At 76.3% G+C, this 21,263-nt stretch carries 15 protein-coding genes; 4 read left to right on the plus strand and 11 right to left on the minus strand.

The features are described from left to right. Window positions 1–137: 137 nt before the first annotated feature. Together FB586_RS16110 and FB586_RS16115 are read left to right on the plus strand one after the other, a co-directional pair. Complete coding sequence (locus FB586_RS16110) at window positions 138–767, plus strand: amino acid ABC transporter permease (RefSeq protein ID WP_136520778.1); 630 nt, start codon at window positions 138–140, stop codon at window positions 765–767. Beyond that, window positions 764–1,639, plus strand: coding sequence for an amino acid ABC transporter permease (locus FB586_RS16115; RefSeq protein WP_136520367.1), 876 nt, complete (start codon window positions 764–766; stop codon window positions 1,637–1,639). Before FB586_RS16110 ends, FB586_RS16115 begins: the two co-directional genes overlap by 4 nt. A 103-nt stretch (window positions 1,640–1,742) precedes the next feature. On the opposite strand, the gene rny is transcribed toward FB586_RS16115, so the two are convergent. The 6 genes from rny to FB586_RS16145 form a co-directional block, all read right to left on the minus strand. Further along, window positions 1,743–3,275 carry a ribonuclease Y gene (rny, locus tag FB586_RS16120; protein ID WP_136520368.1) on the minus strand — a complete coding sequence of 511 codons (1,533 nt, stop codon included), beginning with the start codon at window positions 3,273–3,275 and terminating at the stop codon, window positions 1,743–1,745. 156 nt (window positions 3,276–3,431) lie between these two features. After that, on the minus strand, window positions 3,432–4,073 hold the full coding sequence (locus FB586_RS16125; protein WP_136520369.1) for a regulatory protein RecX: 642 nt from the start codon (window positions 4,071–4,073) through the stop codon (window positions 3,432–3,434). Then, entirely contained in the window at window positions 4,070–5,095 is a 1,026-nt protein-coding gene (gene recA, locus FB586_RS16130) for a recombinase RecA (RefSeq protein ID WP_136520370.1), read from the minus strand. Before recA ends, FB586_RS16125 begins: the two co-directional genes overlap by 4 nt. A gap of 217 nt (window positions 5,096–5,312) precedes the next feature. Next, complete coding sequence (locus FB586_RS16135) at window positions 5,313–6,083, minus strand: MBL fold metallo-hydrolase (RefSeq protein ID WP_136520371.1); 771 nt, start codon at window positions 6,081–6,083, stop codon at window positions 5,313–5,315. After that, window positions 6,080–8,242, minus strand: a complete 2,163-nt coding sequence (locus FB586_RS16140) for an alkaline phosphatase family protein (RefSeq protein WP_246036849.1) — start codon at window positions 8,240–8,242, stop codon at window positions 6,080–6,082. The genes FB586_RS16135 and FB586_RS16140 overlap by 4 nt, the downstream gene beginning before the upstream one ends. A gap of 5 nt (window positions 8,243–8,247) precedes the next feature. Continuing rightward, window positions 8,248–8,490 (minus strand): DUF3046 domain-containing protein, encoded by a 243-nt coding sequence (locus tag FB586_RS16145; protein WP_136520372.1) that lies wholly within the window; start codon window positions 8,488–8,490, stop codon window positions 8,248–8,250. A gap of 98 nt (window positions 8,491–8,588) precedes the next feature. Here FB586_RS16145 and FB586_RS16150 point away from each other — a divergent pair, with 98 nt between their 5' ends. Both FB586_RS16150 and FB586_RS16155 read left to right on the plus strand, forming a co-directional pair. Further along, the gene (locus FB586_RS16150; RefSeq protein WP_136520373.1) at window positions 8,589–13,664 is read left to right on the plus strand and encodes an Lhr family helicase; all 5,076 of its coding nucleotides are present in this window, start codon (window positions 8,589–8,591) and stop codon (window positions 13,662–13,664) included. 27 nt (window positions 13,665–13,691) lie between these two features. After that, window positions 13,692–14,540 carry a DNA-formamidopyrimidine glycosylase family protein gene (locus tag FB586_RS16155; protein ID WP_136520374.1) on the plus strand — a complete coding sequence of 283 codons (849 nt, stop codon included), beginning with the start codon at window positions 13,692–13,694 and terminating at the stop codon, window positions 14,538–14,540. A gap of 7 nt (window positions 14,541–14,547) precedes the next feature. Here FB586_RS16155 and FB586_RS16160 read toward each other — a convergent pair whose 3' ends face one another. The 5 genes from FB586_RS16160 to FB586_RS16180 all read right to left on the minus strand — a co-directional run bounded on the left by FB586_RS16160 (window position 14,548) and on the right by FB586_RS16180 (window position 21,184). Continuing rightward, window positions 14,548–14,889, minus strand: a complete 342-nt coding sequence (locus tag FB586_RS16160) for a helix-turn-helix domain-containing protein (RefSeq protein WP_135972540.1) — start codon at window positions 14,887–14,889, stop codon at window positions 14,548–14,550. 274 nt (window positions 14,890–15,163) lie between these two features. Beyond that, entirely contained in the window at window positions 15,164–15,673 is a 510-nt protein-coding gene (locus FB586_RS16165) for a CinA family protein (protein WP_136520375.1), read from the minus strand. Next, the gene (pgsA, locus tag FB586_RS16170; RefSeq protein WP_281276687.1) at window positions 15,670–16,263 is read right to left on the minus strand and encodes a CDP-diacylglycerol--glycerol-3-phosphate 3-phosphatidyltransferase; all 594 of its coding nucleotides are present in this window, start codon (window positions 16,261–16,263) and stop codon (window positions 15,670–15,672) included. The genes FB586_RS16165 and pgsA overlap by 4 nt, the downstream gene beginning before the upstream one ends. A 94-nt stretch (window positions 16,264–16,357) precedes the next feature. Further along, on the minus strand, window positions 16,358–18,526 hold the full coding sequence (locus tag FB586_RS16175; protein ID WP_136520376.1) for a GGDEF and EAL domain-containing protein: 2,169 nt from the start codon (window positions 18,524–18,526) through the stop codon (window positions 16,358–16,360). 9 nt (window positions 18,527–18,535) lie between these two features. Continuing rightward, a complete protein-coding gene (locus FB586_RS16180) occupies window positions 18,536–21,184 on the minus strand; it encodes a DNA translocase FtsK (protein ID WP_136520377.1) in 2,649 nt (882 codons plus the stop codon). Window positions 21,185–21,263: the final 79 nt, after the last annotated feature.

Raw genomic sequence — 21,263 nt, forward strand, 5'->3', positions numbered from 1 at the left:
GCGCGGGCCGGCGCACATCGCGCCGGCCCGCGCGACGGTTCGTGCGGTGCCGTCGCCCCCTGCGGCCGCCACCTCACCAGCCGCCTCGACGCCCCACCCCCGGAGGACGTGTGGACCCCTCGGTCATCGCGGACAACATGCCGGCGTTCCTCGCCGGCTTCCGTCTGAGCCTGCAGCTGACGCTCGTGGCCGGCGCTGGTGCGCTCGTCGTCGGCGCCCTCGTCGCGATGCTGCGCGTGTCACCCCTCGGCTCGCTGCGCGCGTTCGGCGCCGTCTACACCGAGCTGCTGCGCAACACTCCGCTCACGCTCGTCTTCTTCTTCACGGTCTACGTGCTGCCGCAGTTCACGCCGTTCCGGTTCTTCGGCTACGCGGCCGCCGTGCTGGCGCTGACGCTCTACACGTCGGCGTTCGTGGCGGAGGCGGTCCGGTCGGGCATCAACTCCGTCGGCGTCGGCCAGGCCGAGGCGGCACGCGCGATCGGTCTGACGTTCGGCCAGACCCTCACGTCGGTGGTGCTCCCGCAGGCCGTGCGCTCGGTGATCCCGCCGCTGATCAACGTCATCATCGCTCTGGCGAAGAACACGTCCGTCGCGGCCGGCTTCGCCGTCGTGGAGCTCATGGCGACCGGCCGCCGGCTCGCGCAGGGCAACCCTGGTGAGTCGATCATGGTTCTCGTCGGCGTCGCGCTGTTCTACCTCGTCATCACCATCCCCGCCGGCCAGCTGGCCGGCGCCCTCGAGCGGAGGGTGGCGTTCGCCCGATGAGCTCCGTCCTGTACGACGTCCCCGGCCCGGCGACCCGCCGTCGTGAGCGCATCGGCTCCGTCGTCGCCGGCCTCCTGGTGCTCGCCCTCCTCGGCGCCGGCGCCTGGTACGCCGCCGGCCGCGGCGTCTTCGAACCCGAGCGGTGGGCGGTGCTCCACGACCCGCCCATGGGTCAGTCCGCCGCCGACGTGTGGCGGAGCCTGCTCGTCACGGGCCTCGGCGCGACGCTTCGCGCCGCCGCGCTCGCAGCGCCCCTCGCCCTGCTGCTCGGCCTGCTCCTGGCGGTCTTGCGGACGACGCGCATCGCGTCGCTGCGCTGGATCGCCACCGCGGTGATCGAGCTGTTCCGGGGCCTGCCCGTGCTCCTCGTCATGCTGTTCGCGCTGCTCGCGTTCGGGTGGGACGCCTTCAGCGCGGTCGTGTTCGGCCTCGTCGTCTACAACATGGCGATCATCGCCGAGATCGTCCGCGCCGGTCTCGCCGCGCTGCCCAAGGGGCAGACCGAGGCGGGCCTCGCGGTCGGCTTGAGCCGCTCGCAGACGCTGCGGATCGTGCTGCTCCCCCAGGCGCTGCGCATGATGCTGCCGAGCCTGGTCGCCCAGCTCGTGGTGCTGCTCAAGGACTCGTCGCTCGGGTTCATCGTCGGCTACGAGGAGCTGCTCAAGACCATCCAGAACAACACCTACTTCTTCGGCAACGCCTCGCTCGTCGCGCTGTTCGCGGTGGGCGCGGGCGTCTACCTCCTCGTGAACATCACGCTCTCCCAGCTCGCACTGCGCCTGCAGGGCCGCTCGCGGCGCACGGCGGCACCGGCGGTCGTCACCGCGCCCGTGGCCGACGGCGCGTCGGGGGCCCCGCACATCACCCCGTGACGCGGCTGCGACGCCGATCGGGGTGTCGCGGCAGCACGACGACGAGGGCCGGGAGCGCTGTCGAGGCAGCGTTGCCGGCCCTCGTCGCGTGGACCGCGGGCGATCAGCCGGCGGTGGCGCTCGCCCGCAGCTCGCGCACGACGGTGACCTTGATCTCGCCCGGGTAGGTGAGGTCGGACTCGATGTGCCGGGCGATCGCGGTCGCGAGCTGCGGCAGGTCGCGGTCGGTCACGCGGTCCGGCTCGACGACGACGCGCACCTCGCGGCCGGCCGCCATCGCCAGGGCCCGACGGACGCCGTCGTGCTCGGCCACGAGCGCCTCGAGGCTGCCCATGCGCTCGACGTACTGGTCGACGTCCTGGCGGCGGGCCGCCGGGCGGGACGCGGAGATCGCGTCCGCGACCTGCACGAGCACGGCCTCGATCGTCGCCGGCGGCACCTCGTCGTGGTGTGCGGCGATCGCGTTCACGACGGCGTCCGACTCGCCGCACCGGCGGGCGAGGTCCGCGCCCACAGCGGCGTGCGTGCCGCGGACCTCCGCGGTCAGCGCCTTGCCGACGTCGTGCAGGAACGCGCCGCGCCGGGCGACCTCGACGTCGGCGCCGATCTCCGCCGCCATGGCGGCGGCCGCCTGCGCGCTCTCCACGAGGTGCTCGAGGACGTTCTGCCCGTAGGACGTGCGCAGCCGCAGCCGCCCCATCGTGCGGACCAGGTCGGGGTGCAGCCGCTCGACGCCGGCGCGCTCGGCCGCGTCGTGGCCCGCGGCGTCGTGCCGCTCCTCGGCGCCGGCGAGGGCGTCGGCGTACGCCGCCTCGATGCGCTGCGGGTGGATGCGCCCGTCGGCCATGAGCGCCTCGAGGGCGACCTGCGCGACCTCGCGCCGCTCCGCGTCGAAGCAGGACAGGACGACGGAGTCCGGGGTCTCGTCGATGAGCACGTTGACGCCGGTGAGGGCCTCGAAGTGGCGGATGTTGCGCCCCTCCTTGCCGATGATCCGGCCCTTCATCTCGTCGGAGGGCAGGGGCAGGATCGTCACGACGTGCTGGGCGCTCGTCGGGACGGCGAGCCGCTGCACGGCGGCGCTGACGATGCGCCGAGCGCGCGCCTCGGCCGTCCGCCGGGCCGCGGCCTCGGCGCGCCGCACCTGGGCGGCGGCGTCGTTCGCCGCCTGGTCCGCGATGCGACGGGTGAGCTCGGCGCGGGCCTCCTCCTCGGTCAGGCCGCTCGAGGCCTCGAGCTCCTGGCGCGCCTGCTCGCGCGCGGCCGCGAGCCGCTCGTTGGCGGCGCGCTCGGCGTCCGCGAGCGTGCGCGCGGCGGTGCGCTCCGCCTTGTCCACGGCGCGGGCGCCGACTCGCTGCGCCTCGGCGAGGGCGTCCGCCTCGCTGCGGGTCCGGCGCTCGAGCTCGACCAGCTCGGTGCGCTCGGCGGCCAGCTCCCGCTCGCGGTCGACGGTGCGCTGGTGGCGTCGCTCGGCGTCGGCGAGCAGGGCGCGCGCCTCGTCCTTGATCCGTGCGACGTCCTCCGCCGCCTGCCGGCGCTGCGCGTCGGCCTCGCGCCGTGCGACGAGCACGAGGACGAGCGCCACGAGGCACGCGCCGAGCAGCCCTACGACGGTGACGATCGGTGCCTGCTCCACGCGCCCTCCCGGACCGGCCGGCCGGGTGCCGACGGGTGATCCATTCTCGCGCAGGTCACGGCGCCGACCGGCCCACCGGACGCCCGCGCGTCGGGCGTACGGACGACGTGCGCACCGGCGCCGTACCGGCGGCCGCGCACCGGGCCGGCGTCCGCGTCAGCCCTCGGCCTCCGACCAGTCGGGACCGTCGCCGTCGGCCCCCTCGGCGGCGAGCGCCTCCCGGACCAGGCGACTCACCAGGCCGGGCGGGTAGCCCTTGCGGGCGAGTGCGGCGTAGGTGCGTCTCACCCGCACGTCGGTCTCGAGGGACGCGGTGGCGCGCAACTTCTTCTCGACGAGCGCACGCGCGGCCTGCTCCTCGTCGTCGCCGTCGACCTCCTCGAGCGCGGCCGCCGCCGTCTCGTCGTCGATGCCCTTGCGGCGCAGCTCCGTGCCGAGCGCCCGACGCGACAGCCCCCGTTCGCGGTGCCGTGAGCGCACGAGCATGCGCGCGTACTCCTCGTCGTCGACCAGCCCCACCTCCGTGAAGCGGTCCAGCACGTGCGCCGCCACGTCGGAGGGCACGTCGCGCTTCGCGAGCGCCTCCTCGAGCTGCGCACGGCTGCGCGGGGCGCCGGTCAGCAGGCGCAGGACGATCGCACGCGCGACCTGCTCCGGATCGGGCTCGGGGTCGACGGCCGCCGTCCCGCCCTCGGGTGGCTCGGGGGCGGGCCGCCCGCGGCGTCGTGCCGCCGCGGGCCGCCCGCGGCGTCGTGCCGCCGCGGGCCGCCCGGTCCCCTCGCCCGTCCGCGGGCTCAGAAGTCGACCTCGGCGGGCGCGTCGACCTTCGCCCCGATGCCGAGCTTCTCCTTGATCTTCTTGTCGATCTCCTCCGCCAGGTCCGGGTTGTCGCGCAGGAACCGGCGCGCGTTCTCCTTGCCCTGGCCGAGCTGGTCGCCCTCGTACGTGAACCAGGCGCCCGACTTGCGGATGAACCCGTGCTCGACGCCGAGGTCGATGAGCGACCCCTCGCGGGAGATGCCGACGCCGTACAGGATGTCGAACTCGGCCTGCTTGAACGGCGGGGCCATCTTGTTCTTCACGACCTTGACGCGCGTGCGGTTGCCGACCGCGTCGGTGCCCTCCTTGAGGGTCTCGATGCGCCGGATGTCCATGCGGACCGAGGCGTAGAACTTGAGCGCCTTGCCACCGGTGGTCGTCTCGGGGCTGCCGAAGAAGACGCCGATCTTCTCGCGGAGCTGGTTGATGAAGATCGCGGTCGTGCCCGACGCGTTGAGCGCACCGGTGATCTTGCGCAGGGCCTGCGACATGAGCCGGGCCTGGAGGCCGACGTGCGAGTCGCCCATCTCGCCCTCGATCTCGGCCTTGGGCACGAGCGCCGCGACCGAGTCGATGACGATGATGTCGATGGCGCCCGAGCGGATCAGGGTGTCCATGATCTCGAGCGCCTGCTCGCCGTTGTCCGGCTGGGCGACGAGGAGGGCGTCGGTGTCGACGCCGAGCTTCTTGGCGTACTCCGGGTCGAGCGCGTGCTCCGCGTCGATGAACGCCGCGATGCCGCCGGCCTTCTGCGCGTTGGCCACGGCGTGCAGCGCGACCGTCGTCTTGCCGGAGGACTCCGGGCCGTACACCTCGATGATGCGGCCCTTGGGCAGGCCGCCGATGCCGAGCGCCACGTCGAGCGCGACGGAACCGGTGGGGATCACCTCGACCGGGGCGCGCCCCTCCTCGCCGAGGCGCATGACCGACCCCTTGCCGAACTGGCGGTCGATCTGGCTGAGTGCGGCCTCGAGGGCCTTCTCGCGGTCCTGAGCGGGCATGTCTACCTCGTCGTCTCGAGCAGCGTCGCGCTGCACCTGCGGGGACTGGTCCTTGAGTCGCAGGCGACGCTATGCCCGACCACCGACATCCCGGCCGGACGCCCCCGCGGCCCGTGGACGACAGGACATCGGCCTCGGGGTGGGGACGGCTCGGCCGTCGTCACCTGCCCCCAGGCTAGCCGAACACGTGTTCGATCACGAGGACCGACACGCCGCGTCAGGCGGGGTCGACGCGCAACAGCTCCCCCGGCTGCAGCACGTGCACCCGGCACCCCGGCGCGAGCCGTCGCGCGGCCGCCGCGAACGCCGGTCCCGCGCGCTCCATCCACCCCGGCGGCAGCCGCCGGGCCGCCGGCGCGTGCAGCGTCCCCCAGTGCACGGGGACCGCGACCCGGGCGCCGACCGCGGCGCAGGCCTGCGCCGCCCCGTCCGGGCCCAGGTGCCCCCCGGACAGCCGCGGCCCCCAGCCGCCGACGGGCACGAGCGCGACGTCGACCGGCGCCCCCGCGAGCTCCGGCACGGTCGCGAACGCCGGGGTCGGACCGGTGTCCCCCGCGAACCAGACGGTGACCCCGCCGCCGCGCACGACGAAGCCCGTCGCGGCGTTCGGCCGGTGCGGCATGGGACGGTGCCGGTGGTCCGCGGGCACCGTCCGCACCCGCACGTCCCCCGCCGGCGCGTGCCACCACGCACCGGGCGCCAGCGCCACCGCGTCGAGGCCCTGGTGCGCCAGCCAGCGGGCGCTCGACGGCGCCGCGAGGACGGGCGCGCCCGCCAGCATGCGCAGCGACACGGTCTCCGCGTGGTCGTGGTGCAGGTGCGAGACGAGGACGGCGTCGGCGCCCTGCCAGTGCGCGGGGTCCGGCGCGTCGCCGCTGCGGCGCAGGAGCCCGGCGTGCCGGCGCAGGAGGGGGTCGGTCACGAACCGGACGCCCGCGACGTCGAGCACCGTCGTCGCGTGACCCAGCCACCGCACGAGCGCGCTCACGGGCGCACCCCGGCCGCCCGCAGCCAGTCCACGAGCTGGTGGTGCACGGCGTCCGCACCCACGAGCATCCGCTCCCCGTCCACCGGGGCGCACCGCGCGTCGTCGACGGCCCACCCCGCCGGGTGCAGCAGGAAGGCGCGGTTCTGCGGCCCGCCGATCCCGCCGTGCGAGCCTACCTGCCCCTCGAACGCGTGCACGTGCCCCCGGCGGCCGACGGCCGAGACCAGCAGCAGGTCCCCGGTGTGCGGCAGGCGCGCCGCCCGGACGAGGTCCGCCCGGGCCCGCCCCGGGTACGGCGCGAGCGGGTCGTCCCCCTCGACGACGTCCCCGTCGACCTCGAGCGCCCGCACGCCCCGTGCACCGACCGCCAGCAGCCCGTGCGCCCGGGACCGCACGACGACCAGGCCGACCGCCGGGCGCGCCGCGAGGCCCGGCACGAGCGCCGGCCACCGCTCGCCGAGGTCCTCCAGCGTGGGCCGCTCCGGCCACGCCGGGAACCACACGAGCCCGAGGTTGCCCGACCCGACCACCACGACGTCCGGGACCTCGCCGCCGGTCCCGGCGGGCGCCGCCCGTCCGTGCTCGCGCACGCGCGGGGCGGACGCGTCCTCGCGGCGGCGGGCACGGGCCCGCCCGCGCGCACGGTCGTCACCCGCGTCGGGTCCCACGACCACCGCCTCCCCGGCACGCCCCAGCGTGCTCGTGAGCAGCGCGTTGAGCGGCCCCCACGGCTCCCCGCCGGCGCTCTGCACGCCCGCGACGTCCGGCTCCGCCATGAGGGCGCGCACCGTCTCGAGCAGCGAGCGCCCCTCCACCTGGGCGAACGTCGCGCCCAGCGCCTGCCCGTGGTCGGAGAGCACGACGACCTCGTACGCGCGCGGGGCGACGAGCGCCACCTGCTCGAGCAGGCGCAGCACCTGGTCCAGCCCCTCGAGCGCACGCAGGGACTCGGGGCGCGTCGGGCCCGCGTGGTGGGCGATCTCGTCGTAGTCGACGAGGTCGACGTAGACCACGGGGTCCCCGCGCACGAGCGCGTCCGCGACGAGCGACGTCGTCAGGTCCCGCAGCAGCACGTTCGTCACCGCGCGCAGGAGCACGTACCAGCCGCCTCGCGGCACGCGCGGGCGCACGTCGTGCACCCGCTGGCGGCGCGCCTGGTAGAGCTCCTTGACGACCTCGGCGACGGTCACCGTGACGGCGCGCGCCAGGACGAACGGGCGCGCGAAGAACGCGACGTAGCCCGGTCCCGGGCCGAGCCCGTGCCGCCGTCCCCTGCTCATGACGAGGTAGGAGGAGGCCGCGTCGCCGGAGAACATGGTCGCGACGGCGGTCCCGCCGCCCGACAGCAGCCCCGCGCCGTCCGTCAGCCGCTCCTCGACGAGCGCCGCGTCGTCCGGCCGGTTCGTCACCACCAGCCGTCCCAGGCCGCGGTCCCACCACCGGAACGCCGGGATCGCGTCGGCCGCTCCGTGCAGGAGGCCCGCCTGCGACGCGGGCGTCGTCGCGGGGACGCTCGCCCACCACGGGACGACCCGGTGCGTGCCCTCCTCGACCCAGCGCTGCATCGTCGGCACGAGCCCGGCGTCGACCGCCTGGTCCAGGACGTCCGCGCCGACGCCGTCCAGCTGGACCACCAGGAGGCCCGGCGGACGCGCGCCGGCGGGGTCCTCCCCGCCCGCCGTCCGGCCCTGCCCGTCGCCACGGCGCGCGTGCCGCCGCGCCCGGCGCACGAGGTCCGCCACGACGTACGCGTTGTCGCTGGCGCCCCAGGCCCAGCGGCCCGCGGCCATGACGACGGCCGTGACGACGAGCACCCACAGCACGGACCAGGGCGAGGAGACCGCGACGCCAGGTACGACCGCGAGCGCACCCCACACCACCGCGACCTGCGCGGCGAGCCCCGTCACGAGCGCCCCGCCGGCACCGGCCAGACGCGCGAGGGCGCGCAGCGGCTCCCGCAGGAGCAGGTCGCCGAGGCCGACCGCGAGCGTCGTGAGGAGCAGACCCCACGGCGTCACCGCGCTCACGCCGTCCACCACCGCGACGCCGACGCCGAGGCCCACCGCGGTCGTCACCACCGCGACGGCGACGTCGCGCAGGTCGACGAGGGGCGCCCACGCCCGCCGGCGCGCGCGGGCGTCGTCGGGGGCGCCCGGCACGGCCGTCAGCGGTCCGCGCGGCGCGGCGGGGCCTGCCGGTGTGCGTCGGTGCCCCAGCGCTGCGACTCGGGCACGTCGAGGGCGTCGCACAGCGCGTGCCACACCTCGCGCGGCTCGACGCCGGCCGCGAGCGCCTGCGAGCCCGTCCGGTTGCCGAGCGCGTCCAGGACGAGCTCGTCCATCATCAGGCGCCCCTGGACGGGACCCAGGACGTCGTCGACGAGGTCGGTCAGCTCGCGGTACCTCACGCGCCCAGCCTGCCACCCCCCGCCGCGCCGCGGCGCCGGGGACGGGGCGGCGGGGCACGCCCCGCGCGCGTGTCGGACCCTGCCACCACAATGGCCCGGTGGTGCTCGACCGCTTCTCCGCCCCGACGCGCGACTGGTTCACCGGCGCGTTCGCGGCTCCGACGGCCGCGCAGGCCGGTGCCTGGGAGGCGGTCGCGGGCGGGGACCACGCGCTCGTCGTCGCACCCACCGGCTCGGGCAAGACGCTCGCCGCGTTCCTGTGGGCGCTGGACGGCCTGCTGACCGGCGCGCCGCCGGAGGACCCGGTGCAGCGGTGCCGTGTGCTGTACGTCTCGCCGCTCAAGGCGCTCGCGACGGACGTCGAGCGGAACCTGCGCTCGCCGCTGGTGGGCATCCGGCAGGCGGCGACGCGGCAGGGGCGCACGCTGCCCGACGTGACCGTCGGCATCCGGACCGGCGACACGCCGCCGGCCGAGCGGCGGGCCTTCGCGACCTCGCCCCCGGACATCCTCATCACCACCCCGGAGTCGCTGTACCTGGTGCTGACCTCGGGCGCCCGCGCCGGGCTCGCGGGGGTGCGGACCGTCGTGGTCGACGAGATCCACGCCGTCGCGGGCACCAAGCGCGGCGCCCACCTGGCGCTGTCCCTCGAGCGGCTGGACGCCCTCCTCGAGCGCGAGGGCGGGCCGGGGCCGGCGCAGCGGGTGGGCCTGTCGGCCACCGTGCGCCCGGTCGACGCGGTGGCGTCGTTCCTCGGCGGCGCGCGGACCCCCGCCGAGGGCGGCCGCCCGGTCCGGGTGGTGCAGCCGCCGTCGCAGAAGGTCATCGACGTCGACGTCGTCGTGCCCGTGCCGGACCTGGGCGACCTGGCCTCCGCGGCGCGGGACAGCGGCCCGGCGGCGCCGGGCGGCGACGACGGCGGGTTCGGGGACGTCGACCTCAGCGGGAACGCCGACCGCAGCACGCCGCGGGCGTCGATCTGGCCGCACGTCGAGGAGCGCGTGGTCGACCTGGTGGCGGAGCACCGCTCGACGCTCGTGTTCACCAACTCCCGCCGCGGCGCCGAGCGCCTGACCGCGCGCATCAACGAGGTCTGGACCGAGCGGCAGGGCACGGTCCTGCCGGACCCGGGGGCCCTGCAGCCCGCGGCCGCCCCGGCGCAGAGCGGCACCGCGGTCGGGGTCGACACGCGGGACGCCGCCACGATCGTCGCGCGTGCGCACCACGGGTCGATGAGCCGGGCGGAGCGCACGCGCACGGAGTCCGAGCTGAAGGCGGGGCGGCTGCCGGCGGTGGTGGCGACGAGCTCGCTGGAGCTCGGCATCGACATGGGCGCGCTCGACCTGGTCGTGCAGGTGGGCGCGCCCCCGTCGGTCGCGAGCGGGCTGCAGCGCGTCGGCCGTGCCGGCCACCAGGTCGGCGCCGTCTCGCACGGCGTCGTCTTCCCGACCTACCGGGGCGAGCTCGTCCCGGCGGCCGTGACGGCGCTGCGCATGCGGTCGGGCGAGCTCGAGGCCCTGTCGGTGCCGGCGAACCCGCTCGACGTGCTCGCGCAGCAGGTCGTCGCGATGGTCGCGGTCGAGGACTGGTCGGTGGACGACCTGGCGCGGGTGGTCCGCCGCGCGGCGCCGTTCGCGACCCTCGGCGAGGCGACGCTGCGGGCGGTGCTCGACATGCTCGCCGGGCGCTACCCGTCCGAGGAGTTCGCGGAGCTGCGCCCGCGCGTGGTGTGGGACCGGGTGCGCGACGTCCTCAGCGGCCGGCCGGGTGCGCTGCGGCTCGCGGTGACCAGCGGCGGCACGATCCCCGACCGGGGCCTCTTCGGGGTGTTCCTCGCCGGCGACGGCGGCGGGTCGGACGTGCCGGTGGACGCCGAGCGGACGGGCGGGCGGCTGCGCGGCGGCAAGCGCGTGGGCGAGCTCGACGAGGAGATGGTCTACGAGTCGCGCGTCGGCGACACGTTCACCCTCGGCTCGAGCACGTGGCGCATCGAGGAGATCACGCCGGACCGCGTGCTGGTGACGCCCGCGCCCGGCCTGCCGGGGCGACTGCCGTTCTGGAAGGGCGACGCCGCCGGCCGACCTGCCGAGCTGGGACGCGCGATCGGAGCCTGGGTCCGGGAGGTGCTCGCCCTGCCCGCCGCCGGCGCGCGGGCGCGCGTCGAGGGCGCGGGGCTGGACCCGTGGGCGGCGGACAACCTCCTCGCCTACCTGCGCGAGCAGCAGGACGCGACCGGGCAGGTGCCGAGCGACACGGTCGTCGTCGTCGAGCGGTTCCGGGACGAGCTCGGCGACTGGCGCATCGTCCTGCACTCCCCGTACGGCGCCCGCGTGCACGCGCCGTGGGCGCTCGTGCTCGGTGCGCGCCTGCGGGAGCGGTACGGCGTGGACGCGGCGGTCATGCACGCGGACGACGGCATCGTCCTGCGCCTGCCCGACCTGCTCGACGGTGCGGGCGACCCGTGGGGGGACGCGCCGGCGGGGCGGGACGACGGGCCGGCCGTGCGCCTCGAGGACCTGCTGCTCGAGCCCGAGGACGTGGTGTCGTCGGTCCGCGACGAGCTCGGCGCCTCGGCGATGTTCGCCGCGCGCTTCCGGGAGGCCGCCGGCCGCGCGCTCCTGCTCCCCCGGCGCCGACCCGACCGGCGCCAGCCCCTGTGGCAGCAGCGCCAGCGGTCGGCCCAGCTGCTGGGCGTCGCCTCCCGGTACCCCGACTTCCCGATCCTCCTCGAGGCCGTGCGCGAGTGCCTGCAGGACGACTTCGACACCGAGGCGCTCACCACCCTCATGCGCGACATCGGGTCGGGACGCGTGCGCGTGGTCGAGGTGACCACGCCGCACCCGAGCCCGTTCGCGCAGTCCCTCCTGTTCGGCTACACCGCGCAGTTCCTGTACGAGGGCGACGCACCGCTGGCCGAGCGCCGGGCGGCCGCGCTGACGCTCGACCCGACGCTGCTCGCGGAGCTGCTGGGGCAGGGCGGGGAGTCGCAGCTCGCGGACCTGCTGGACCCGGAGGCGGTCGAGCGCACCGAGGCGGAGCTGTCGGGCACCGCGCCCGACCGGCAGGCCGGCACGCTCGAGCAGCTCGCGGACGCGCTGCGGCGCCACGGGCCGCTCCCGCTGGAGGGCCTCCTCGCGCGCACGCGCCCCGAGGTCCGCGAGCAGGTGCCCGCGTGGCTGGAGGAGCTCGCCGCGGCGCGTCGCGCGATCCGCGTGCGCCTCGGCGGGCTGCCGCCGGAGCTGGCCGACCAGTGGGCCGCCGTCGAGGACGCCGGCCGGCTGCGGGACGCCCTGGGCGTGGCGCTGCCCGTCGGCGTCCCCGAGGTGTTCACCGAGGTGCTGCCGGACCCCCTGGGCGACCTGCTGCGCCGGCACGCGCGCACGCACGGGCCGTTCCCGGCGGCCGCGGTCGCGTCCCGGCTCGGCCTCGGGGTCGCCGTCGTCACCGAGACGCTGCGCCGGCTGGAGGCGCAGGGCGTCCTGGTGCAGGGCCGCCTGCGCCCGGACGTGCTGGGCGGCACCGGGGACGAGTTCTGCGACGCCGACGTGCTGCGGACGCTGCGCCGCCGCTCCCTGGCGGCGCTCCGCGCCCAGGTGGAGCCCGTCGACCCGCAGGCGCTCGGCGTGTTCCTGCCCCGGTGGCAGGGCGTCCAGCCCAGCGGGCGGCGCGCGGGCGGCGGCAGCGGCATGCGGGGGGTCGACGCCGTGGCGCGGGCCGTCGAGCAGCTCGCCGGGTTCGCCGTGCCGGCGTCGGCACTGGAGACGCACGTGCTGCCGGCCCGGGTGCCGGACTACGCACCGGCCATGCTGGACGAGCTCACGGCCGCCGGGGAGGTCGTGTGGGCCGGCCACGCAGCGCTGGCGGGGCACGACGGCCTCGTCTCGCTGCACCCGGCCTCGGTGGCCGACCTGACGCTGGCGCCGGTCGTCGACCTCGACGACCCCGACGCCCCCGCGTCGGGCCCGGTGCACCGCGCGGTGCTCTCCGCGCTCGAGGGCGGTGGCGCGTGGTTCCTCGGCCCGCTCGTGGAACGCGTCGGCGCGCTGTGGCTGCCCGCCGACGACGAGGACGCGCCCCCGACCACGCCGGCCGTGCTCGAGGCGCTGTGGGACCTGGTCTGGGCGGGACGCGTGACGAACGACGGCCTCGGCCCGCTGCGCTCGTGGCTGGGTTCCGGCAGCACGGCGCACCGGACCCGGTCGGCGCCGGCGCGGGGGCGGCCGCTGCGTCCCCGCCTCGGGCTGCGCGCCGGCGCGCGGCTCGGCGTCCTGCCGCCGGGCGGCGGGCCGTCGGTCGCCGCGGCGCGGGGGTCCGCCGCCGCGGGAGCCTCCGGCGCGGGCGCCGGGCGCTGGTCGCTGCTGCCCACGCGCGAGCCCGACCCGACCGTCCGCGCGCACGCGCTCGCCGCGCAGCTGCTCGACCGCCACGGCGTGCTGACACGCGCCGTGGCCCCGGCCGAGCAGGTGTCCGGGCGGTTCTCCGACGTGTACCGCGTGCTGTCCGCGCTCGAGCAGTCGGGCCAGGTGCGTCGCGGCTACTTCGTCGAGCGCCTCGGGGGGTCGCAGTTCGCGCTCCCGGGCGCGGTCGACCGGCTGCGTGTCGACGCCGAGGTGGTGGACCGCGCGCGCGAGCGCGCCGTGCTCCGCCGCGAGAGCGCGCCGGGCGAGGCCGCCGCGCTGCTGCCGTGGCAGGAGGTGCCGGCGCCCGCCTGGGGCGCCCCGGCCGGACCGGGCACGTGGGACCCGGCCGCGGCTGCGGACGAGGACGCGCCGGGGCCCGGTCCCTGGGTGGTCGTGCTCGCCGCGACCGACCCGGCCAACCCGTACGGCGCCGCGCTCGCCTGGCCCGACCCGCCCGAGCAGGTGACGGTGCGCCACCGGCCGGGCAGGAAGGCGGGTGCGCTGGTCGTCCTCGTCGACGGCGCGCTCGTGCTCTACCTGGAGCGCGGGGGTCGCACCCTCCTGACGTTCTCCGACGACGCCGCGGTCCTCGCGTCCGCGGCGAACGGGCTCGTGGACGCCGCGCGGCGCAGGCACGCCGGCCGTCTGACCGTCGGGCGGATCGACGGGTCCGAGGTCCTCTCCTCGGAGGTGCTGTCCTCCCCCGCCGCCGCCGCGCTGACGGGCGCCGGCTTCGTCACCACGCCGCGCGGCCTGCGCCTGCAGGCGTCGTGAGCGCCGTGCACCCACCGGGGGTGGCACGTGCCCGAGGGTGACGTCCTGCGCCGCACCGCCGCCCGCCTGGACCAGGCGCTCGCCGGGCGACGGCTCGCACGGTCGGACCTGCGCTGGCCGACCGCCGCGACCGTCGACCTGCGGGGTCGCACCGTCCTCGGCACGCGCCCGTACGGCAAGCACCTGCTGACGCGGTTCGACGACGGCACGACGCTGCACACGCACCTGCGGATGGACGGCTACTGGCGCGTGGCCCCGACCGGCGACCCGCGCGCCGCAGGTCGCTCACCGCGCCTGCGTGCGCTGCTCGCGGACGAGCGGTGGACCGCGATGGGCTACCTCATCGGCATGCTCGACGTGGTGCGCACGCGCGACGAGCGGACGCTCGTGGGGCACCTCGGCCCGGACGTCCTGGACGAGGACTTCGACGCGCCGCCGGGCGTCCCGGTCGGCGGAGCGCCCGTCCACGACCTGCCCACCCCGGGCATCGAGGAGTCCCTGCGGCGGTGGGCCGCCCAGGGCGACCGCCCCGTGGGCGAGCTGCTGCTCGACCAGCGGGTGGTCGCGGGGATCGGCACGATCTTCATGGCGGAGTCGCTCTTCGTCGAGCGGTGGTGGCCGTTCACGCCGGCGGACGCCGTCGACGACCCCGCACGCATCCTGCGGACGGCGCGCGAGCTGATGCGCCGGTCCGTGGTGACGGGCCGGCCGGTCGAGGTCGTGCACGGGCGCGAGCGACGACCGTGCGTCCGCTGCGGCACACCGATCCGCAGGGACGAGGTCGGGACGCCGCCGATGCAGCGTCCCGTGTTCTGGTGCCCGCGGTGTCAGGCGCGCGGGCGCGCGGTGCAGACCCCGGTCCGTCCCGGGGCCTGAGAGCCCGTCAGCCGACGGGTGCCAGCTCCGACCGGGACAGCGCCCAGCCGGCGTCCGACGGTCCGTCGACCGCGGCGGCCAGGTCGGCCGGGACCGTGTCGGGGACCAGCAGGCCCTCGGCGACGGCGACCCGGTCGCTGACCTCACGCAGGACGAGGGACAACGGGACGTCGAGCGCGTCGCAGATGCTGCTCAGCAGCTCCGACGACGCCTCCTTCTGCCCACGCTCGACCTCGCTCAGGTACCCGAGCGAGACGCGGGCGGCCGAGGAGACCTCTCGCAGGGTGCGGCCCTGGCGCTGGCGCGCGTCCCGAAGGACGTCACCGATCTCCCGTCGCAGGACGACCATCTGGGCTCCCCCCTTCACGTCACGTCCTCGGTCATCGGACGGAGCCGCGGCGGGCGTCCCCGTCCCTCTCGTGCCGGTGGCCGGAGCCACCGTTCGTGCTGCCGCTCCCGGTCGGCGCGCGGCCGGAAGACGACCACCGTACCGCGCACCACCGACGAGCGCGTCGGCACCGCGCATGCGCGGTCGAGTGCTCATCACGTCCCTCCCAACGCGCGCGGACCCCACGGTTGTTCCCCGGGCGGCCGGAGCCCGCGCGACGTCCCTGGTGCGCCGGTCACACGCCCTCGGACCACCCCGCGGCCGCCTGCACGGCGAGCGCGAGGACGGCCGCCGTGGCACCGGCGCGCACCGCGGCTCGATCACCCGTCAGGAGCAGCGCGCGGGTCACCGCGCCGTCCGGGGCGGTGACGGCGACGTGCACGGTCCCGGCCGGGTGCCCGTCCTGGGCGCCGGGCCCGGCGACGCCCGTCGTCGCGAGCCCGACGTCGGCGCCGAGCCGTGCCCGCACCCCGTCCGCCATGGCACGCGCCACGTCCGGGTCGACCGGCCCCCGCTCGGCCAGCAGCGCGGGGTCGACGCCGAGCAGGGACGCCTTCAGGTCGGTCGCGTAGGCCACGACGCCGCCACGCAGCACGGCCGACGCACCCGGGACGTCGACGAGCGTCGCCGCGACCTGCCCGCCCGTCAGCGACTCCGCCACGGCCAGGGTCAGCCCCCGCCGGCCCAGCGCGGCGAGCAGCGCGCGTGCGTCGGCGAGCGGCCCCGGGACGGGCGCGTCGCTCACAGGCCCGCGGCGGGAGGGACGCCCGCGGCGCGGCGGATCCGCACCGCGGTGCGGACGTAGTCGAGCCCGGTCACGAGCGTGACGGCCACCGCGGCGGCCATGACGACCGCGGCGAGGACGCCGACCACCGCCGGCAGCGCGTCGAGCGGCAGCAGGTAGAACCCGATGGCCACGGACTGCAGCACGGTCTTGAGCTTGCCGCCCCGGGAGGCGGGCAGCACCACGTACCGGAGCAGGAAGAACCGCATCACCGTGATGCCGAGCTCGCGCAGCAGGACGAGCGCCGTCACCGCCCACCACAGCTCACCGAGCCACGAGAGCAGCACGAGGGCCGTCCCGACGAGCAGCTTGTCCGCGATGGGGTCGAGGAGCTTGCCCAGGTCCGTCACCTGACCCGAGCGGCGCGCGAGCCAGCCGTCGAGGCGGTCGGTCAGCGCCGCGGCGACGAAGAGCCCGGTGGCCAGGAGGCGCCCGCCGACGGTGTGCCCGCCGTCGAGCAGCAGCGCGACGGCGAACACCGGCACGACCGCGATCCGCAGCATCGTGACGACGTTCGCCGGGGTCCACACGGAAGCAGCGACGCCGACCACGACGCACAGCCTAGGGCCGCGGGCCGGGTGCTCCCGCGCCCAGGCGCGGAACCCGGTCCCCGCGGCCCGGAGCGACGCCGGCGTGCCCGACGCGTCAGTCCCGTGGCTGCGCAGCCCCGTACAGCCAGCCCTGGCCGTACCGCCACCCGCTGCGACGCAGGTGGAGCGCCTGCTCCTCGTGCTCGATGCCCTCGGCGATCGTGACCATCGCGAGCTCCCGCGCGAGCGCGCCGAGCGCACGCACCACCTTGCCCGCCGTCGGGTCGTGCGGGATGCCCGAGGTGAAGGACATGTCGAGCTTCACACCCGCGACCGGTAGGTCGCGCAGGTAGGACAGGGGCGACACGCCGGTGCCGAAGTCGTCGAGGAGGATCGGCACGCCCGCGGCCGACAGCTGCGTCAGCTCGTGCCGGATCCGCGTGCCCGACGCGACCAGGCTGGACTCCGTGAGCTCCAGGACGAGCCGTCCGGGGGCGACCCGGTGCCGGGAGAGCTCGGCGAGCAGCCGCGTGGCGAGCTCGCCGTCGCCCAGCTGCTCCGCCGACACGTTGACGGAGACCCAGCGCCCGTCGTCGCCGGTCCGGGCGAGGAACTCCACCACGCGGGTGGTCACGAGCTGTGCCAGCGCCACGGAGACGCCAGCCTCCTGCGCGTGGGGCAGGAAGGCGCCCGGCAGCAGCAGACCCCGGTGCGGGTGCTGCCAGCGCACGAGCGCCTCGTAGCCGACCACGTGCGCGTCCGAGAGGTCGACGATCGGCTGGTAGTGGACCACCAGCTGGTCCTCCTCGACGGCCCGGACCAGCTCCCGGTGCGGCGAGGTCCCGGTCGACAGCCCCATCGACGGGTCGTACACCTCGGTACGCCCGCGCCCCGCACCCTTCGCGCGGTAGAGCGCGGCGTCCGCCGCCGCGAGCAGCGACGGCGCCCCGCCCTCGACGAGCGAGGCGTCGGCCAGCGCGACGCCGACGCTCGCCGCGACCCGGGTGCGTCGGCGGCCCAGGCGCACGGGCTCGCGCAGCCCGGCCTGGATCTGGTTCGCGATGTCGAACACCGCCTTGGCGGCGTCCTCCTCCTGCACGACGACCACGAACTCGTCCCCGCCGAGACGCGCGACGGTCCCCGTGCTGCCGGTCGCCGCCCGCAGCACCCCGGCCACGTGCACGAGCAGCGCGTCGCCGGCCGCGTGCCCGTACCGGTCGTTCACCTCCTTGAACCCGTCGAGGTCGCAGGCGAGCACGGCGGTGCGGTGCAGCGCACCGGGCTGCTCGATCGCCGCCTGCAGGACCTCCTGCAGCAGGGTCCGGTTCGCGAGCCCCGTGAGGGGGTCGTGCATGGCGCGGTGCGTCAGCATCTCGGCCTGCAGCCGGGACTCGGTCGCGTCCCGGACCTGGACCACCACGCGGTCGGGGCGCCCGTCGGACGCCCGCACGAGGGCCGCGTCCAGGACGACCCAGACGAGGTGCCCGTCGGCGCGGCGGCACCGCATCTCGAGGGAGAACCGGTGCTGCTCCCCGCTGAGCAGCCGGTCGAGCTGCAGCCGCTGGGCCGCACGGTCCTCGGGCGCGGTGAGCTCGTCCACGCGGTAGCCGCGCAGCGCGGCCACGTGCGTGCCCAGCAGCTCGGCGAGCGCCACGTTCGCCTCGGCGATCCGCCAGTCGAGGTCGACGAGCGCCATGCCGATGGGCGCGTTCTCCATCGCGACGCGGAACTGCGTCTCGCTGCGCGACAGGGCGGCCTCGACCTCGCGCGGCACGGTCACGTCGACGAGGGTGGTCAGCACGGCCGGCGGCGCACCGTCGCCGGCGGGCAGGGGCCGCGTCGCGACCTGCACGAGCCGGGGACGCGCGTCCGGGCCGGGTGGGACGACGCCGACGACGCGGGGGTCGTCCTCGTCCGGACGCGGGCCGAGCGCCAGCGCGGGGCTCGTCGCGAGGCCGCGCTCGTCCACCAGGACGAGCGGCAGGTCGGACACGCGCCGTCCGACGGCCGCCGCCCGGTCGATCCCCAGGATCTGCGCGGCGCGGTCGGAGAGGTCCAGCACGTGGCCCGTGCCGGACTGGACCAGGACTCCCTCGCGGGTCACCGCCTGCAGCGCGTCGTACCGGCGCCGCAGCTCCTGCGCGGTCGAGAGCAGGTCCGCCGCCCGGCGCCGCTGGCCGCGCTCGCGCTGCAGCAGGACCAGCACCGCGACGAGCGCGCCGAGCGCGACGACCGCGATGACCGTGCTGACCACCCCGAGGGGCGCGAGGTTGCCGACGTCCACGCCGCTGGCTCAGTTCCCGCCCGCCGGACCGTACCCGGCGTCGTCCTCCCCCGGGTCCTGCGGCCCGTCGTCGGGGGGAGCCGCGTTCTCGCCGCGCAGCATCGCGAGCGTTCCCGGCAGGTCGTCGGGCTGCACGAGCACCTCGCGCGCCTTCGAGCCCTCGGACGGGCCGACGATCTCGCGGGACTCGAGCAGGTCCATGAGCCGCCCGGCCTTCGCGAAGCCGACGCGCAGCTTGCGCTGGAGCATCGACGTCGACCCGAACTGCGTCGTCACGACGAGCTCGGCCGCCTGCAGCAGCAGGTCGAGGTCGTCGCCGATGTCCTCGTCCACCTGCTTCTTCGCCGCCTGGACGGTGACGTCCTCGCGGTAGACCGGCTTGAGCTGCGTCTTCACGTGCTCGACGACCGCGTGGATCTCGGACTCCGACACCCAGGCGCCCTGCGTACGCATCGGCTTGGCGGCGCCCATCGGCAGGAACAGGGCGTCGCCCTGGCCGATCAGCTTCTCGGCACCCGGCTGGTCGAGCACGACGCGCGAGTCGGTCAGCGAGCTCGTCGCGAACGCGAGGCGCGACGGCACGTTGGCCTTGATCAGACCCGTCACGACGTCGACGGACGGGCGCTGCGTCGCGAGGACGAGGTGGATGCCGGCGGCGCGCGCGAGCTGCGTGATGCGCTGGATCGACGCCTCGACGTCGCGCGGCGCGACCATCATGAGGTCGGCGAGCTCGTCGACGATCACCAGCAGGTACGGGTACGTCGCGATCTTGCGCTCGGACCCCGGCAGCGGCTTGACCTTGCCGGCCCGCACCGCGGCGTTGAAGTCGTCGATGTGCTTGTAGCCGAACATCGCGAGGTCGTCGTAGCGCGCCTCCATCTCCTTCACGACCCACTCGAGGGCCTCGGCGGCCTTCTTCGGGTTCGTGATGATGGGCGTGATGAGGTGCGGGATGCCCTCGTACAGGGTGAGCTCGACGCGCTTGGGGTCGACGAGGATCATGCGCACCTCGTCGGGCGTCGCCCGCATGAGGATCGACACGATCATCGAGTTCACGAAGGACGACTTGCCCGCGCCGGTGGCGCCGGCGACCAGCAGGTGCGGCATCTTCGCGAGGTTCGCGACGACGTAGCCGCCCTCGACGTCCTTGCCGACGCCGATCACCATCGGGTGCTCCGTGCGCTTGGCCGCGCTCGAGCGCAGCACGTCGCCGAGCGCGACGGTCTCGCGGTCGGTGTTGGGGATCTCGATGCCGATCGCGGACTTGCCCGGGATGGGCGACAGGATGCGCACGTCGGCGCTCGCGACGGCGTACGCGATGTTCTTGCTCAGCGCGGTGACGCGCTCCACCTTCACGCCGTTGCCGAGCTCGACCTCGTAGCGCGTGACGGTGGGGCCGCGCGTGAACCCGGTGACCTGGGCGTCGATCTGGAACTGCTCGAGCACCGACGTGAGGGAGTCGACCACGCGGTCGTTGGCGGCCGAGCGCACCTTGTGCGGGGCACCCTTCGCGAGCGCGTCCTCGGTGGGCAGGACGTACACGACGTCGCCCTCGAGCATCGGCTGCTCGCCGCGCGGCACGCCGCTCGTGCGGGGCGCCTCGAGGTCGGTGCCGACCGCCGCCACCGCCGCCACCGCCGCGGTCGGGGCGGTCGGCGGTGCCGGGTCCATGCGGGCCGTCGGCGTCGCGTCGACGTCCTCGTCGAGGTCCGGCTCGTCGCCGCGGTCGACGACGGCGGCCCGCTGGTAGGCCTCGTCGCCCTCGTACTCGTCGAGGCGGTCGTCGTCGGGGCCGACCGGTTCCTCGGCGCGCGGGCGGCGGCCGAGCAGGCGGGGCTTGCGCCGGGGCTTGGTGACCGGTTCGGGGCGCGCGCTGTGCAGCGCCTCGATGACGAGGGGGGCGTCGTCGTCGGCGTCCTCCACCGGCTCCTGCTCGTGCTGCCCGGTGAGCCGGCGGTACAGCGCGGACAGGCGCGGGCCGATCTGGTGCACGGGGGTGGCGGTGACGACGAGCACGCCGAAGAACGCGAGGATGCCGAGCAGCAGTCCCGCGACCACGGGCGTGAGCAGCGTGGCCAGCGGGGTGCCGACGCCGAAGCCGACGACCCCGCCGGCGTCGCGCAGCGCGGCCATGTCGTCGGTGCCGGGACGACCGTGCGCGATGTGGACGATGGAGCAGACGGCGACGGTGATCGCGGACAGGCCGATGCCGATGCGGGAGTTGGCCTGCGCGCGGTCGGGGTGGCGCATGAGGCGCACCGCGATGCCGAGCAGCACGACGGGGACGACCACGCCCACGACGCCGAACGTGCCGGCGACGACGTTGTGCACGACGTCCCCCGCCGTGCCCGACAGGTCCCACCACTCGCGCGCGGCGACGACGACGGCGAGCGCGAGCAGGGTGAACGCGAGCCCGTCCCGCCGGTGCGCGGGGTCGAGGTCGCGCGCCCCTCGTCCGATCCGGCGGGCGGTGCCTCCGACGAGGTGCGCACCGCCCATCCAGATCCCCCGCACGATGCGCAGCGGGAGGGCGGGCTGCGGGGGCGGGGCCGGTGCACGACCGGCGGGTCGCGTCGAGCCGCCGCGCGTGGTGCCCCGCGACGACGAGCTCCCGGAGCGCGTCGCGCGCGCGGGGCTCGGGGTCGTACGGGTCGCCATGGTCCTCACGGTAGCCGCCCGGGTGCGCTCCGCCGGGCTCCGGGGTGCCCGTGTCGGCCGCGACGTCGCCCGGACGAGC

Source organism: Cellulomonas telluris (genome assembly GCF_004886325.1).
Lineage (GTDB): Bacteria > Actinomycetota > Actinomycetes > Actinomycetales > Cellulomonadaceae > Cellulomonas > Cellulomonas telluris.

Excerpts from the sequence above, each read along its gene's own strand:
- FB586_RS16160 (WP_135972540.1), bottom strand. The coding sequence starts at position 14,889 with ATGGTCGTCCTGCGACGGGAGATCGGTGACGTCCTTCGGGACGCGCGC.
- FB586_RS16115 (WP_136520367.1), top strand. The coding sequence starts at position 764 with ATGAGCTCCGTCCTGTACGACGTCCCCGGCCCGGCGACCCGCCGTCGT.
- recA (WP_136520370.1), bottom strand. The coding sequence starts at position 5,095 with ATGCCCGCTCAGGACCGCGAGAAGGCCCTCGAGGCCGCACTCAGCCAG.
- FB586_RS16110 (WP_136520778.1), top strand. The coding sequence starts at position 138 with ATGCCGGCGTTCCTCGCCGGCTTCCGTCTGAGCCTGCAGCTGACGCTC.
- FB586_RS16180 (WP_136520377.1), bottom strand. The coding sequence starts at position 21,184 with ATGGCGACCCGTACGACCCCGAGCCCCGCGCGCGCGACGCGCTCCGGG.